Annotated in this window: 11 protein-coding genes and 1 pseudogene; 11 read left to right on the top strand and 1 reads right to left on the bottom strand. The window is 63.1% G+C overall.

Annotation, left to right across the window (positions count from 1 at the left end; all coding sequences use genetic code 11):
* Positions 1 to 133: 133 nt before the first annotated feature.
* On the top strand, positions 134 to 1045 hold the full coding sequence (locus OKA05_RS19375) for a YybH family protein (protein WP_264488841.1): 912 nt from the start codon (positions 134 to 136) through the stop codon (positions 1043 to 1045).
* Positions 1046 to 1051: 6 nt separating this feature from the next.
* Here OKA05_RS19375 and OKA05_RS19370 read toward each other — a convergent pair whose 3' ends face one another.
* A complete protein-coding gene (locus OKA05_RS19370; RefSeq protein WP_264488840.1) occupies positions 1052 to 1408 on the bottom strand; it encodes a hypothetical protein in 357 nt (118 codons plus the stop codon).
* Positions 1409 to 1865: 457 nt separating this feature from the next.
* Here OKA05_RS19370 and OKA05_RS19365 point away from each other — a divergent pair, with 457 nt between their 5' ends.
* From OKA05_RS19365 to OKA05_RS19320, 10 genes and pseudogenes are all read left to right on the top strand, one after another.
* A complete protein-coding gene (locus OKA05_RS19365) occupies positions 1866 to 3233 on the top strand; it encodes a tetratricopeptide repeat protein (RefSeq protein WP_264488839.1) in 1368 nt (455 codons plus the stop codon).
* A gap of 117 nt (positions 3234 to 3350) precedes the next feature.
* Complete coding sequence (locus tag OKA05_RS19360) at positions 3351 to 3986, top strand: response regulator transcription factor (RefSeq protein WP_264488838.1); 636 nt, start codon at positions 3351 to 3353, stop codon at positions 3984 to 3986.
* 96 nt (positions 3987 to 4082) lie between these two features.
* On the top strand, positions 4083 to 4478 hold the full coding sequence (locus OKA05_RS19355; protein WP_264488837.1) for a response regulator: 396 nt from the start codon (positions 4083 to 4085) through the stop codon (positions 4476 to 4478).
* 248 nt (positions 4479 to 4726) lie between these two features.
* Positions 4727 to 5716, top strand: a complete 990-nt coding sequence (locus OKA05_RS19350) for a coiled-coil domain-containing protein (RefSeq protein WP_264488836.1) — start codon at positions 4727 to 4729, stop codon at positions 5714 to 5716.
* Positions 5717 to 5731: 15 nt separating this feature from the next.
* A complete protein-coding gene (locus OKA05_RS19345) occupies positions 5732 to 6118 on the top strand; it encodes a hypothetical protein (RefSeq protein WP_264488835.1) in 387 nt (128 codons plus the stop codon).
* 14 nt (positions 6119 to 6132) lie between these two features.
* On the top strand, positions 6133 to 7065 hold the full coding sequence (locus OKA05_RS19340; protein ID WP_264488834.1) for a polyphosphate kinase 2 family protein: 933 nt from the start codon (positions 6133 to 6135) through the stop codon (positions 7063 to 7065).
* A gap of 17 nt (positions 7066 to 7082) precedes the next feature.
* Positions 7083 to 8261: an efflux RND transporter periplasmic adaptor subunit gene (locus OKA05_RS19335; RefSeq protein WP_264488833.1), complete on the top strand. Its 1179-nt coding sequence runs from the start codon at positions 7083 to 7085 to the stop codon at positions 8259 to 8261.
* Positions 8262 to 8267: 6 nt separating this feature from the next.
* Positions 8268 to 11429: an efflux RND transporter permease subunit gene (locus OKA05_RS19330; RefSeq protein WP_264488832.1), complete on the top strand. Its 3162-nt coding sequence runs from the start codon at positions 8268 to 8270 to the stop codon at positions 11427 to 11429.
* A 157-nt stretch (positions 11430 to 11586) separates the two neighbouring features.
* Positions 11587 to 12843, top strand: a pseudogene (locus tag OKA05_RS19325) (efflux transporter outer membrane subunit); the annotation flags it as partial.
* A 112-nt stretch (positions 12844 to 12955) separates the two neighbouring features.
* Positions 12956 to 14677: an ABC transporter ATP-binding protein/permease gene (locus OKA05_RS19320; RefSeq protein ID WP_264488831.1), complete on the top strand. Its 1722-nt coding sequence runs from the start codon at positions 12956 to 12958 to the stop codon at positions 14675 to 14677.

The following is a 14677-nucleotide window of genomic DNA, read 5'->3' as shown; positions in this document are numbered from 1 at the left end:
CGGGAGTTGAGGCAATAGTACTAAGGTCGTACTTCCAAAGCGGCCGAAAACTATCTTAGAAAATAATAAGGCAGCGAAAGGTCGTCGAGCTTCCGCGACCTGCCGTTGCCCCGCCCCACTGCCCATTTCCCGCATGAAAACCAACCTGACCGTCAGCCTGGCGCTGGCACTCACCCTTGCTTCCGGCCTGCGTGGTCAGGAAGCGTCTCCCGAGATCGCCGGCTTGGAGAAGGCGGCCAAGGATTTCGTCGCCGCCTACAACAAGAAGGACGCAGCCGCGCTCGCGGCCTTGTTTACGGAGAATGGTGAGATCACCGATCTGGACGCCACCGACGTCACCACCGGCCGCGCCGACATTCAGGCCCGCTACGAGGACATCTTTGCCGCGCCGGATGCCGCGCAGATCGCCATCGAGGTGGATTCCGTGCGGGTCGTCGGCAAGGATCTCGCCATCGAGGATGGCACCGTCCACGCGACGCCACCGGGAGACGATCCCGTGGCGACCTCGATGAACTACACGGCGGTCCTTCAGAAGAGCGAGGACGGCGTCTGGCGGATCGCCAGCACTCGCGACCGCGGCGATGCCTCCGATGTCGGGGGGGAGCTTGCCGGGCTTGCCAAACAGCTCAAGGGAGACTGGACCGCGACCCGCGATGGCCTGCGCCTCGATATCGCCTTTGGCTGGGATGACTCCGGAAACTATCTCATCGGCGAGATGCTCGCCACCGCAGCCGATGCCAAGCCGCTGACGACGACCATTCGCATCGGCTGGGATCCGGCGAAGAAGACCATCACCTGGTGGACCTTCGACGATGGCGGCGGCTTTTCCAAAGGCGACTGGACCCCGGTGGACGACGATAGCTGGCTGATCCGCACCGAAGGCACCACCTCCGATGGCGAGGTCACCAGCGCCAATCAGTCCCTGACCTTCGACGGCAAGGACTCCTTTGTCTGGAACGCTGGCGAGCGCCTGGTGGGCGGCGAGAAGCTGCCGGATGTTGAAATGCGGGTCGTTCGCCAGACCCCTGAACCCGCCGTGGAGTGAAAATTCTCAACCTCCTCTAACCATGAAAGCTTCATTCTTCAACTGGATCGTAGTGGCCGTCATCGGCATGTCCTTCATCACCGAGGAGGCCGAGGCTCGCGGTGGTGGCTCGCGCGGCGGCGGTGGTGGCGGTGGTGGCGGTGGGCGTAGCATGTCCCGCGGTGGGGGGGGCGGTGGTGGCGGCGCTTCACGCAGTCCGTCGCGTAGCACTAGCAGCAGTTCCGCCCGGCGCAGCCCGGCCACCGGATCAAAGGTCCAAGGGGCATCGCGCCCGTCTTCGAAGCCATCGGCCTCTACCCGACCTGCCTCGAAGCCATCCGCGTCCACCCGCCCGGCGACCAAACCCTCCACCCGTCCCTCCACAAAGCCGGGGGGTGCCGGTGGTGCTGGTGGTGCCGGTGGTGCTGGACGTCCGGATGCCGGTGGGCCAAATGTGGGCAACGCCGGTTCGCGTCCCGGCGGTCCCAACGCGACTCGTCCCGGGGGGGCAAAGCCTTCCACCTTGCCCGGCATGGTGGGCTATCCAAGCAAGCCCGGGGGACCGGGCGGAATCGGTGGGGCAGGTGGTGCCGGTCGTCCTGGCGGACCCGGGGGAGCTGGCGGTATTGGCGGTGCCGGTCGTCCCGGGGGGGCGGGAGGACCAGGCGGCATTGGTGACGCGGGTCGTCCCGGAGGTCCGGGAGGTGTTGGCGGTCCCGGTGGGGTTGGACGTCCCGGCGGTCCTGGAGGTGTCGGTGGCCCCGGAGGCGTTGGTCGTCCCGGAGGCGTTGGTCGTCCCGGCGGTCCGGGGGGCGTTGGCCGTCCCGGAGGACCCGGCGGTGTGGGTCGGCCGGGTGGCATCGGCGGCATTGGCGGCGTGGGAATCGCCGGCGGAATCGCTGGGATCGGCGGCCTCGGCGGCTTGGGCGGCTTGGGCGGAGCTGGGGGAATCGGCGGTATTGGTGGCGTCGGCGGAGTCGGAGGAATCGGCGGCGCGGGTGGCTGGGATTCCAACAAGTGGGGTGGCAATCACGGCATTTGGGGGAATGGCAATACCATCAACATTGATAATAACTTCCGTCACAATAATAACTTTGCCTCGCGGCCCGGAAATTGGGGCGGCCATCCGTGGTGGGGTGCCGGTCATTGTCACAACTGGCACCACGGCCACTGGGGCTGCGGCTGGAATAGCTCCTACTACCGCAATAATTGGTGGTGGGATGACGATGATTTCGGCGAAGGCTTCATGTGGGGTATCGCCGCCTGGAGCTTGGGAAGCATGATCTACAACACGGGCTACCAATCGTATAGCAACCCGTATCCTGCGCCACCGGTCCAGAATTCGACGGTGGTTTATACCCAGCCGATGTCGGTCACCGCCGGGGCCAACCCGCCGGGAGACGAGAAGGCCCTGACCGCCGCCGATACCAAGTCGCAGGATGCCATGGAGATTTCCCGCGCTGCCTTCAAGAACGGCGACTACACGACTGCTCTGAGATCCGCCGATGAGGCGATCGCGGCGACTCCCGACGACGTGACACTGCACGAATACCGCGCGCTGTGCTTCTTCGCCCTCGGGAAATACGCGGATGCCGCCGGTGTGCTCAATCCCGTCCTGGCTTCCGGTCCAGGGTGGGGCTGGGACACGATGGTTGGGTTCTACGGCAGCTCTAGTAGTTACGAGGAGCAGCTTCGCAAGTTGGAGGCGTGGGTGAAGGCCAGCCCGGACAAGGCGGAAGGTCACTTCCTCCTTGGCTACCATTACCTCGTCTGCGGGCACATGGAGAAATCCTACCAGCAGTTCGAGGCGACCACGAAGCTCCAGCCGGCTGACGGCATCGCCCGCCAGCTCCGCGACCTGACGAAGGACTCGCTGCCTGACAACGGTGAGACGGACGCGACGCGCCCGCCGAAGCCGGACCCGATTCCCAAGGGAAAACTGGTTGGCACCTGGGACGCGGATGCTTCCGGTGGGAAGATCACCTTCAAGATGCAGGATGACGGCAACTTCGTCTGGAGCTTCTCCGGAAACGGTCAGAACTCCGAGATGAAGGGCACCTGGGGCCTCAATGACAAGGGCCTCCTGGTGATGAATGCCGACGGTGCCCAGATGGTCTGCGCCGTCTCCCTGGAGAACGAGAAGTCGATGAAATTCCTGATCGTGGGAGGTCCGTCTGGTGATCCCGGTCTTACCTTCAAGAAGGGCTGATTAAGTCACGTCACCCATGCCGGAGCGGTTACACTGCTGCTCCGGCATGGCTTTCCCCCAGAGCCCCACCGGCACGAGTCTGGACCCGCTCGAAGAATCTCCCCATTCCACATCACCATGAACGGAACCACCATCCACCTCGTCGATGACGATGCCGGCCTGCGCAAGGCACTGTCCCGCCTCCTGCGTGCGGAGGGATACGAGGTGCGGGCATTTGCCAGCGCTGCCGAGTTCCTCGGCGCTTGCCATGCGCAGGAGATCGAGTGCCTGCTACTGGACGTCTCGATGCCGGATCTCGATGGTCTCGAGCTCCAGCGCCGGCTGGTCCGCTCCGGAGCTACGGTACCCATCGTATTTCTCACCGGTCACGGCGACATCCCGATGTCGGTGCGGGCCGTGAAGGCGGGCGCGGTGGATTTTCTTACCAAGCCGGTGGATGAATCCGAATTGATGCGCGCCATCGGTGCGGCTCTGCGCGAGTCCGCCGCGGATCGGGATGAGCGTGACGAAACCGCGCGCGCGGCCGCCCGCTTCAGCCGGCTCACCCCGCGCGAGCGGGAAGTGCTGGAAGGGGTTGTAGCCGGCAAGCCGAACAAGATCATCGCCTCCGAGTTGGGCACCTGCGAACAGACCGTGAAGGTTCACCGCGGGCGGGTGATGGAAAAGATGTCCGCGGAGTCACTGGCAGATCTGGTTCGCGCGGCGGACCGTATCGGAGCCGTGAAGAAGCTGGCCGTCTGCAAGGCTGTGTAAAGGCCCGCTTGCAAGCAGGGGCACCGAAGTGGTGATACGTGGTGATTACACCATCGTGCAATGGTGATGTGAGCTTCATTGCGATGGGATGGTGATGTGAGCGAGCTTCCGGTGATCGCTGTTCTCGATGACGAGCCACAGTTGCGAAAGGCACTTCGCCGACTGCTGGTTACTCATGGGTTCTCCGTGGTCACCTTCGAGCACGGCGAGGACGCGATCGCGGCGCTGACTGACCAGCCAGTGGATTGCCTGCTGCTCGATCTCCACATGGAACAGACCAACGGCTTCGACGTGCTCGAGGCGATGGCCGCCCGCGGTCTCACCACGCCGGTGGTCGTCATCACCGGCCACGGCGAACCGGAAACCGCCGCGCACGTGATGAGCATGGGTGCCGCAGCCTATCTCAACAAGCCGGTCGATGAATCCGCGTTGCTCGCCGCGATTGGCGATGCCATGGGCGCCCGCTCAACCCTTGGAAAGCCTCTCCCATGAAACGGTGCACACCGATCTTGTCCTGCCGGAACGCCACATGTGCGCCCTTGCGGGCGACTCATTGCACCAAGGTGCAATGGCCCTCCGCTGCGGGCTTTGGCAGCGTGACTACGGAGACCTTTTCCTGACGAACGCCGACCGGTCCATGATCATCCCGATCCGATCCACTTCTCGCGGCCCGCTGATTGCCGGTGCCTCTGCCTTCAGGCCCGCTCGGCGCCGCAGTGACTAACCTCAGAACCGAATCCATGAAAACAACCGCTATCATTTGCCTTCTGGCCGCGAGTTTCGCGTTTGGCCAGGAAGCCGAAACCATCGATCTCGAAGCCCGCCGCCAGTCGGTGGTCACGCTCAAACAGCACCTCGCCATGCGCGAGGAACGACTGGCCGAGGTGGCTGCCGAAATCCGCGAACGCGGCGAGGCGACCGACAAGAAGATCGGCCGCATCGTGGACATGCTTACGGGGCTGAAAGACTCGCAATCGTCCAAACGCCGCGTGTCCGAAGTCAAGGGCCAGGCGATCGCCGGGCTCAAGAAGATGCTGGAGGTCTACAAGCGGGAGCGAAATGCCATCGTGGCGAAGATCCGCAGCGACGAATCCGCGTCAGCAAAAGCCCTGTTGCAGGACTTGCAGAAGATCGACCAATTGGCCGAAAAGCGTGTCGGGCAGGTCGTGGAGCTAGTGAAGTCCATGCCCGGCGGCGAGGACATCGCGAAGTATGAACAGGATGGCTCTTACGAGTACAATGGCGTGGCCTACGAGAACAGCCGCATCAGCGAGGAGTGGCGTCAGAACCGTCGCGACCGCGTGGAGTCGGAAAAAGAGCGTGGCGAGGCACAGGAAGCCCTGAAGACTGCCATCGCCGATCTGGAGCGCCGCCACGGCGCGCTTCAAACCCAGCTTGCCGGCGGCAAGCTGAACCAGACCGAGAAGGAACTCTTTGAGCAGGAACTCGGACACGTAAGCATGCTGATCGATGTCCGCAAGACCCAGCTTCTTTCGGTCGCCGCGCCGTCCGCTTCAGGCGAGACCGCGGCGTCGAAGGGCGAAGCTGATGACCTCAAGCGGCTCTTCCAAGACGCGCGACGCGACATTGCCGAGGACTTCGGCAAAACGGTGCGCCTCTACCATGCGGCGGCCGCGGAGCGGGAGAAGGTGGAGGAGGCCAAGGCGAACCTCGCCGCCCGCGAGAAGTGGCTTCAGGAGAACGATCCCGAGGCAAAGAAAAGCGAATAATAACCCCTTGCCGCCATGAGCCTCTCCCAGCGCCTCTCGAATCACTTCAGCGCCTGCCGCTTGGTCAGCTTGGCGAAGCTCAAGGCGGCATCGGAGTTTCCGAACCGCGACACCCGCGGTCCCTATCTCATCATCCAGCACGGCTATCAGCCGGGCGATCCGGCGATGCAGGCGGCAGACTACATCCTGGGGCGATCCGGGGCGTGGCTGGGAACCCATTGGTTCATCCGCCTGCCGGTGCCGGAGCGACGGAAGGAATTCATCTTCAGCACGGTGGCCGAGGTCATGGCGCTGATGGAAAGCCTCACCAGCAAGGTCGAGGTGATCCGTGCCAAACCCGACAGCGTTCAAGAAGACGCCCAGGCGGACGAGGAAATGCAGAAGGCCATTGCAGAATCTTAAACGGACCCCATTTCATGAAATACAACCTGAACCCGGACCGGAAGATCAAGATCGAGGTCGGCGACAAGGGTACCATGGAATTCAAACTCTGCGACATCCTCGTCCCGCCCGAGACCAAGGTGTCGTTGAAGAAGGACTACGATCCGGATTTCACCGGCGGCTTTGAAGACAAGGCGGGCGCTCTGGAAAGGGTGGCTTCCAACGTCCAGCGCTTGTCGGAGCTTCAGGAAAAGCTCTATGCGCAGGACGTCTATGGGATCCTGGTCATCTTCCAGGCGATCGATGCCGCAGGGAAGGACGGCGCGATCCGCCATGTGATGTCGGGTGTGAACCCACAGGGCTGTCATGTGACCAGCTTCAAGTCGCCCTCTTCCGAAGAGCTTGATCACGACTACCTGTGGCGCGCCACCAAGGCACTGCCGGCACGCGGGATGATCGGGATCTTCAACCGCTCCTACTACGAGGAGGTGCTTGCGGTGAAGGTTCACCCCGAGTTTCTCGTGAAGCAGAATCTGCCAGGCAAGCCGGGCGGGAAGGGTTTCTGGGAGCGCCGCTACAAGGAGATCAACCGCTTCGAGAAATACCTCACCAGCAACGGCATCATCCCGATCAAGTTCTTCCTCAACCTGTCGAGGAAGGAACAGAAGAAGCGCTTTCTCGCCCGCATCGACGAGCCAAAGAAGAACTGGAAGTTCTCCGTGGCGGACTTCAAGGAGCGCGGCCAGTGGGATGACTACCAGCAGGCCTTCGAGGACATGCTGAACCATACCAGCACCGATCATGCGCCGTGGTTCGTGATTCCGTCGGACAACAAGTGGTTCGCCCGTCTCGCGATCTCGGAAGCGATCTGCACCGTGCTGGAAGGCCTCAAGTTGAAGTTCCCCGACATCGGCGACGAGCGCCGCGCCGAACTCCTCCGGATCCGTGAAGAGCTGGTGAACGACTGACCCAACCTTTTACTGCGATGGATTGCCCCGCCTCAAATCGCCTTCGTATTTCCGGCAGCCTCTTCCTCCTTTCCACGGTGGTGCCATTCGCCGCCTGCAAGAAGAAGGATGCCGACGCCGCGCCGCCGCCGCCACCGGCGGTCCTAACCGCCCCGGCCACCAGCCGGAGCGTGAACATTGTCCGGAATTGGACCGGCGCGCTCGACGGCTCGAAGAATGTCGATATCCGGCCGCGGGTCTCCGGTTACCTTCTCTCCCGCGACTACCAGGAGGGCAGGCCGGTCAAGAAAGGCGACCTGCTGTTCACCATCGACCCGCGGCCATTTGAGGCCCAGCTCCAGCAAGTGGAGGCGGACCATCTGATGGCGATCGCCCAACGGACCAAAGCCGAGCAGGACGTGGCTCGTTACCGGCCGCTGGCGGAGAAACAGGCGATCAGCAAGGAGGAGCTTGAGCATGCCATCCAGGCCCAGGAGGCTGCCAATGCCAAGGTCGCCGCCGCGCTTGCCGTGATCGAGCAGGCAAAGTTGAACCTCGGCTTCACGAAGATCGTCAGCGAGATCGATGGAGTGGCGGGCTTCGCCAACCGCGAGATCGGGGATCTGGTCGGGTCGCTCGATTCGAAGCCGCTGACCACCGTTTCGACGGTGGATCCAATCAAGGTGAGCTTTCAGATCAGCGAGCAGGAGTACTTGGCCACCCAACGCGAGCGCGAGAAGGCGGGCATTCCCGCGGATGATGTCCCGAAGGTGACCCTCGGCCTTACCCTCGCCGATGGCCACCACCATCCTCATCCGGGGAAGCTGATCAGCATCAGCCGCGAGGTGAACAACCAAACCGGGACCTTTCAGCTTACCGCCTATTTCGCCAATCCCGGCAATATCCTTCGCCCCGGACAATTCGCCCGGGTGGATGCGGTGATGGGGACCATCGATGCGGTGCTGGTCCCGCAACGCGCGGTGACCGAGGTCCAGGGCTCCTATCAGGTCGCCCTGGTCATGGACGGCAAGGCGGAGATCCGCCCGGTAACCACCGGGCCGCGTGAAGGGACCGACTGGGTCATCGAGTCCGGATTGAAGGCTGGCGAGACCGTGATCGTGGAAGGGGCCATGAAGGTGCGGGGCGGCATGCCGGTGCAGGCCAGCCCGTGGACGCCGCCGGCTGCCGGAGACCAGCCCAAACCGGAGGGGAAATAACCGCGCATGGCCTCCTTCTTCATCAATCGCCCGATCGTCGCGATGGTCATCTCCATCCTGATGACGATCCTCGGGATCATTACCTATCTGCGGCTGCCGGTCGCACAGTTCCCGGACATCGTGCCGCCGGAAATCCTGGTGAAGACCACCTACACCGGTGCCGACGCCCTGACCGTCGAGCAATCGGTGGCCACGCCCATCGAGCAGCAGATGAGCGGCGTGGACAACATGAACTACATGCAGTCCGTCAATGGCAACGACGGCACGCTCAAGCTCACGGTCAATTTCGAGGTCGGCACCGACGTCAACGAGGATCAGATCCTCTCGCAGATGCGCTCGAACCAAGCGTCCTCGCAGCTCCCGCAGGACGTTAACAAGTTCGGCGTGACGGTGCAGAAGTCGACGTCGTCGCCGCTGGTCATGTTCGCGCTCTTTTCGCCGAACGGGACCTACGACAACGTCTTCCTGGCGAACTATGCGAACATCAATCTGAGTGACGAGTTCACCCGCGTGAAGGGCATCGCGAGCGTGACCGTCTTCGGTGCCGGCCAGTATGCCATGCGCATTTGGGTCAAGCCGGACCAGCTCGCCAAGCTGGGCGTGACGATTCCCGAGATCCTGAACGCGGTGCAGACCCAGAATGCGGTGAATCCCGCCGGCACCATCGGCGGCGAGCCGATACCGAAGGGTCAGGAATTCACCTATGCGGTGCGGGCGCAGGGCCGCTTGCAGACGCCGGAGGAATTCGGCGACATCATCGTGCGCGCGAATGAGGACGGCTCGATGCTGCGGGTGAAGGACGTCGCCCGCATCGAGCTCGGCGCGCAGAACTACGCGATCAACGGTCGCCTCAACGGCAAGCCCGCCGCACTCGTCTCGCTCTATCAGCTCCCCGGATCGAACGCCATCGCTGCCGCGGCGGGTGCGAAGGAGACGATGAAGCGGCTCGCGGAGAAGTTCCCGCAGGATCTCGAATACGTGACCTGCCTGGACACCACGCTGGCGGTCACGGAGGGCATGGTGGAGATCCAGCACACGCTGATCGAGGCCCTGATTCTCGTCATTCTCGTCGTCTTCATCTTCCTGCAGGGTTGGCGCGCCACGCTGATCCCGCTGCTCGCCGCGCCCGTGTCGCTGATCAGCACCTTCGTGCTTTTCCCGATGTTCGGGTTCACGGTGAACACGCTCTCCCTCTTCGGCCTGGTGCTGGCGATCGGACTGGTGGTCGACGATGCCATCATTGTGGTGGAAGCGGTGGAGCACCACATCGAGCACGGCATGTCGCCGAAGGACGCGACCCGCAAGGCGATGCAGGAAGTGAGCGGGCCGGTGGTCGCGATCGCGCTGATCCTTGCGGCGGTGTTCATCCCGACGGCCTTCATTCCCGGCATTACCGGCCGACTTTACCAGCAGTTCGCGGTGACCATCGCGATTTCAATGCTGATCTCGGCGTTCAATGCGCTCACGCTTTCACCGGCGCTCGCGGCGATGCTGCTGAAGCCGAAGAAGAAGAGCGGCGGCCTGCTGCAGAAGTTCTTCGACTGGTTCAACCGGGTCTTCGGCCGGGCGACCAACGGCTTCGTCACCGGTTGCCATTTCTTCATCCGGAAGTGGGTCATCGCGATACTCGTCCTCGGCGGCTTTGTGGTGCTGACCGCGAAGCTCGGCAAGGCAGTCCCCACCAGCTTCCTGCCCGAGGAAGACCAGGGCTATTTCTTCGCCCAGATCATCCTCCCCGACGCCGCCTCGATGCAGCGCACCGACGAGGTGATGAAGCAGTGTGAGGAGATCTTGAAGGCGACTCCCGGCGTCGAGTACTACAGCACGGTCACCGGCTACAACTTCCTCACCGGTGTCAACACCAGCTACAGCGGCATCTTCTTCATCTCGCTCAAGGGCTGGGGTGAACGCAAGGTGCCCGAGGAGCAGTATCCGGCCATCCTCAAACACGTGAACACCGAGTTCGCGAAGATCTCCGCGGCACGCGCGTTCGCCTTCTCGCCGCCGGCCATTCCCGGCATCGGCACCAGCGGCGGCGTGACCTTCCTGCTGCAAGACCGCTCCGGCAAGGATGTCCAGTTCCTCGCGGAGAATGTGATGAAATTCACCGCTGCAGCCCGCGAGCGCAAGGAACTCGCCGGCGTCACGCCGATGTTTTCACCGTCGGTCCCGCAGGTGTTCATAGACGTGGACCGCGAGAAGGTGCTGAAGCAAAGTGTCGATCTCGCCGATGTCTACAAGACGCTCCAGACCTTCATGGGCGGCTACTTCGTGAACTACTTCAATCGATTCGGCCGGCAGTGGCAGGTCTTCGTCCAAGCGGACGGCGACTATCGGACGAACGTCGAGCAGGTCGGGCAGTTCTTCGTGAAGAACAAGGAGGGCGGCATGGTTCCGCTCAGCGCGCTCACCAACTCGAGGTCGGTCAGCGGCCCGGAATTCACGATGCGCAACAACCTCTACCGGAGCGCCCAGATCAATGCCGCAGCCGCGCCGGGTTACTCCTCGGGACAGGCCATGAAGGCCATGGAGGAGGTCTTCGCGGAGACCATGTCGACGGATCTCGGCTTCGGCTATCTCGGCATGAGCTACCAGGAGAAGCGCGCGCAGGAGGGCGTGTCCTCGGCTGCGATCTTCGCGATGTCGCTGCTCTTCGTCTTCCTCATCCTGGCGGCCCAGTATGAAAGCTGGACGCTGCCATTCAGCGTGCTGCTCAGCGTGCCGGTGGCGGTCTGCGGTGCCTTTGGCGCGCTGTTAGTGGGCAAGTATGAGAACAACATCTATGCACAGATCGGCTTGGTGGTGCTCATCGGCCTGTCTGCCAAGAACGCCATTCTCATCGTCGAGTTCGCGAAGATGAAACATGAGGAAGGAATGACGCTGATCGATGCCGCGCTGGAGGGCGCCAAGCTGCGCCTGCGGCCGATCCTGATGACCAGCTTCGCCTTCATGCTAGGCTGCGTTCCGCTTGCAACGGCCACCGGTGCCGGTGCCCTGTCGCGCCAGATCATGGGATTCGTCATCATCGGCGGCATGATCTTCGCCAGCTTCCTCGCGATCTTCCTGATCCCGGTGCTCTACTACATGGTCGAGCGGATCTCCGGTAAGAAGAACCCCTCCCACGATGAACCTGAACCACCGCTGCCGCCGCCGCCAGCCCATGCGTGACCTACGCATTTCCTGACTGGTCGCCGCCTTCCTTCTCGGTGGCTGCAATGTGGGTCCGGACTTCGAGTCACCTGAGGTGAGTGTGCCCGTCGCGTTTCGCTTCGACAGCAAGGCGAGTCCGCAATCGATCGCCGACTTGCCGTAGTGGAAGGTCTATCAGGACCCGAAGCTTCAGTCGCTCATCAACGACGCGCTGAAGAATAACCACGACCTGCGCATCGCTATTACCCGCGTCGAGCAGGCCCGGCAGATCGCGAACCAGACCCGTTCGCTTGGATTGCCCACGGTGGACTACGGCGGGAGTGCTAGTCGCGGGCGGAATCAAGCCGGCGGGAGTGCGTCTTTCACCGGTGGAAGAACGACCGACGACGCTGCGGCGTTGCTTTCGGTGGTTTGGGAAGTGGACTTCTGGGGCCGCATCCGCCGTCTGAGTGAGGCAGACCTCGCTCGCTACCTCGCCACCGATGAGGCCCGGCGCGGAGTCATCGTCTCGCTGATCAGCGATGTCGCGCAGGCCTACTTCGAGTTGCTGGAGCTGGACCTCGAGAAGGAAATTTCCATCCGGACGCGCGATTCGTTTCAGAAGAGCTTCGACCTGTTCTCCAGCCGGCTGGAGGGGGGGATCGCTTCCAAGATCGAGACTTCGCGAGCCACCGCTGCCACTGCCCAGGCCGCGGCGCTCATTCTGGACATCGAGCGTCTGATCGCACAGAAGGAGAACCAGCTCTCGATCCTCACCGGGCGAGCGCCGGGGCCGGTCACGTCGCGCGGTTCGCTGGACGATGGCGCAATCAAGCAGAGCGTGCCCGCGGGGCTGCCGTCGGAGATGATCCGGCGACGCCCCGACATCCGCCAGTCCGAGCAACTGCTCCGCGCCGCCAATGCCGAGGTGGGCGCTGTCATCGCCGACTACTACCCGCGAATCGGCCTGACCGCCTTCGCCGGGCGCGTCAGCCCGGATCTCTCGGACCTGACCGATGGCGTCGGCAACGCGTGGTCGATCGCGTCGAATATCTCGGGTCCGATCTTCCAAGGCGGGCGCTTGCGCTCGCGGGAGGCCCAGGCCCGCGCGGCCTTTGACGAGGCGAAGCTCAGCCACGAGAAGCGCGTGCTGGTCGCCCTCGGCGAAGTTTCGAACAGCTTGGTCGCGCGGCAGAAATTCGCCGCTTCCCGCACCGAGCAGGAGAAGGCCGTCTCGTCCCTCAACGAGGCCGTCGGGGTCTCCACGGAGCGCTACAGCGCCGGGCGTGCGAATTACTTCGAGATCCTCGACTCCCAGCTCGAACTCTTCCCCACGGAACTCCAATTGGCGCGGATCCGGCTGAATGAGTACCTCGCGGTGGTCGGCCTCTACCGGGCTCTCGGTGGCGGGTGGTCGCCCGGCGCGATTTCGTCGGCGAAGCAGGGGCTGTGAGGGGAGGGGATGGGGCCGGAGAGCGGCCTTCCAGATTCGACCACCGATGCTTTATTGCGTAGTGATCGGCGGTTTGATCGGTTAGAAGGAACCAGCCGGTCGAACCCAAGTCATGCCCGAGAAGAAAGTCGTCGCCATTCGTGAGATCCTGCGCCGTCTGCGCCGGGTGATGTGGGCGTTCCTTCGTTCCAAGGTGGGGGGCAAGGCTTGGCTGCTGCTCGCCGCACTGCTGGTCTTCATGCTCGCGATCAACGGGATGAACGTGCTCAACAGCTACGTCGGCCGCGACTTCTTTTCGGCGATCGAGCGACGGGATAGCGCGGGCTTCATCCGCCATGCATGGCGATACGTCGGCGTGTTTGCGGCCTCCACCGTGGTGGCCGTGTTCTTCCGCTTTTGCGAGGAGCGCCTGGGATTGCTGTGGCGCGAGTGGCAGACCAAGCGGGTCGTCCGCGGCTACCTGAACCAGCACATCTACCTGCACATCAAGGAAACCGGGTCGATTACCAATCCGGACCAGCGGATGACCGAGGACATCCGCGCGCTTACCAGCACCTCGCTTTCGTTCATGCTGATGATTCTCAACGGGACCTTCACCGCGATCTCGTTCTCGGGAGTGCTCTGGTCGATCAGTCCCAAGCTGTTCGCGGTGGCGGTCCTCTACGCTGCCACTGGCTCGGCACTGACCATTTTGCTCGGGCGGCCGTTGATCCGGTTGAACTACCAGCAGTCCGACCGTGAGGCGGATTTCCGCTCCGAGCTCATCTACGTCCACCAGAAGGCCGAGGGGCTTGCCTTCACCCACGACGAGGCCCGGATGAAGGAGCGGCTGGGTGCGCGCATCGATCAACTTGTTCTCAACTTCCGCAAGATCGTCGCGGTGAACCGCAACCTGAATTTCTTCACCGGCGGCTACAACTACATGATCCAGTTGATCCCGGTGTTGTTTGTGGCGCCGATGTTCATCGCCGGCGGCGTTGAATTCGGGGTGATCGGCCAATCGACGATGGCGTTCGCCACGCTGGTCGGCGCGTTCTCGCTGATCATCACGCAGTTCCAATCGATCTCTTCCTATGCCTCGGTGGTCACGCGCCTCAGCGAGCTGATGGACGCCTCCGAGAACGCAGCGATCCGCAATTCCCGGTCTTGCCTGGACTGCCAAATGAATGCCGATCGCCTGGTCTATTCGAAGCTCTGCCTGCGCGCATCGGACACGGATGAGCGCCTGCTGTTGCGTGACCTCGATGCCACCTTCGAGGCGAAGCGCAATGTATTGATCATCGGACCGAATCCGGCGGCGAAGACTGCGTTGTTCCACGCCACCGCCGGTCTCCACGAGGCGGGCAGCGGCAGCATCCAGCGCCCGCCTCCGGAGAAGCTGGCCTTTGTACTGGAGCAACCGTACTTGCCGCCCGGTTCCTTGCGCGAGCTGTTGACGCCACCGGGGGCTCCGGCGGTCGCCGATCACGAGATCATGGCCCTCATCGATGATCTCGGCCTCGATGTGACGGGGTCTCGCGATCGGGATTTTGACACGCCGCGCCGGTGGGACGATGAACTGAGCCTGACCGATGGGCAATTCCTCGCGATTGCCCGCGCTCTCCTCACAAAGCCCGATTTTATTTTCCTCGACCATCTCGACGCCGCGCTCGATGGGGATGAGTTTCGCCGGGTCCGCGAGGTCATCGCCCGCCGCGGCGTGGCGGCGATTGTCTTTGGCAACGGCAAGTCTTCCGATAGCGGCTATGATGCCGTGCTGGAGCTGGCCGCCGATGGGACGTGGAGCTGGCGGGAGACGGCTGTGACACCAGCCGGGGGCGAAGGAGCCGCTTGA

It is taken from the genome of Luteolibacter arcticus, assembly GCF_025950235.1.
GTDB classification, from domain to species: Bacteria; Verrucomicrobiota; Verrucomicrobiia; order Verrucomicrobiales; family Akkermansiaceae; genus Haloferula; species Haloferula arctica.
Note: the sequence above shows the minus strand (reverse complement) of the source record. Positions and strands in the feature narration are given on the sequence as shown.

Excerpts from the sequence above, each read along its gene's own strand:
- OKA05_RS19375 (WP_264488841.1), top strand. The coding sequence starts at position 134 with ATGAAAACCAACCTGACCGTCAGCCTGGCGCTGGCACTCACCCTTGCT.
- OKA05_RS19360 (WP_264488838.1), top strand. The coding sequence starts at position 3,351 with ATGAACGGAACCACCATCCACCTCGTCGATGACGATGCCGGCCTGCGC.
- OKA05_RS19350 (WP_264488836.1), top strand. The coding sequence starts at position 4,727 with ATGAAAACAACCGCTATCATTTGCCTTCTGGCCGCGAGTTTCGCGTTT.
- OKA05_RS19345 (WP_264488835.1), top strand. The coding sequence starts at position 5,732 with ATGAGCCTCTCCCAGCGCCTCTCGAATCACTTCAGCGCCTGCCGCTTG.
- OKA05_RS19340 (WP_264488834.1), top strand. The coding sequence starts at position 6,133 with ATGAAATACAACCTGAACCCGGACCGGAAGATCAAGATCGAGGTCGGC.
- OKA05_RS19335 (WP_264488833.1), top strand. The coding sequence starts at position 7,083 with ATGGATTGCCCCGCCTCAAATCGCCTTCGTATTTCCGGCAGCCTCTTC.
- OKA05_RS19330 (WP_264488832.1), top strand. The coding sequence starts at position 8,268 with ATGGCCTCCTTCTTCATCAATCGCCCGATCGTCGCGATGGTCATCTCC.
- OKA05_RS19320 (WP_264488831.1), top strand. The coding sequence starts at position 12,956 with ATGCCCGAGAAGAAAGTCGTCGCCATTCGTGAGATCCTGCGCCGTCTG.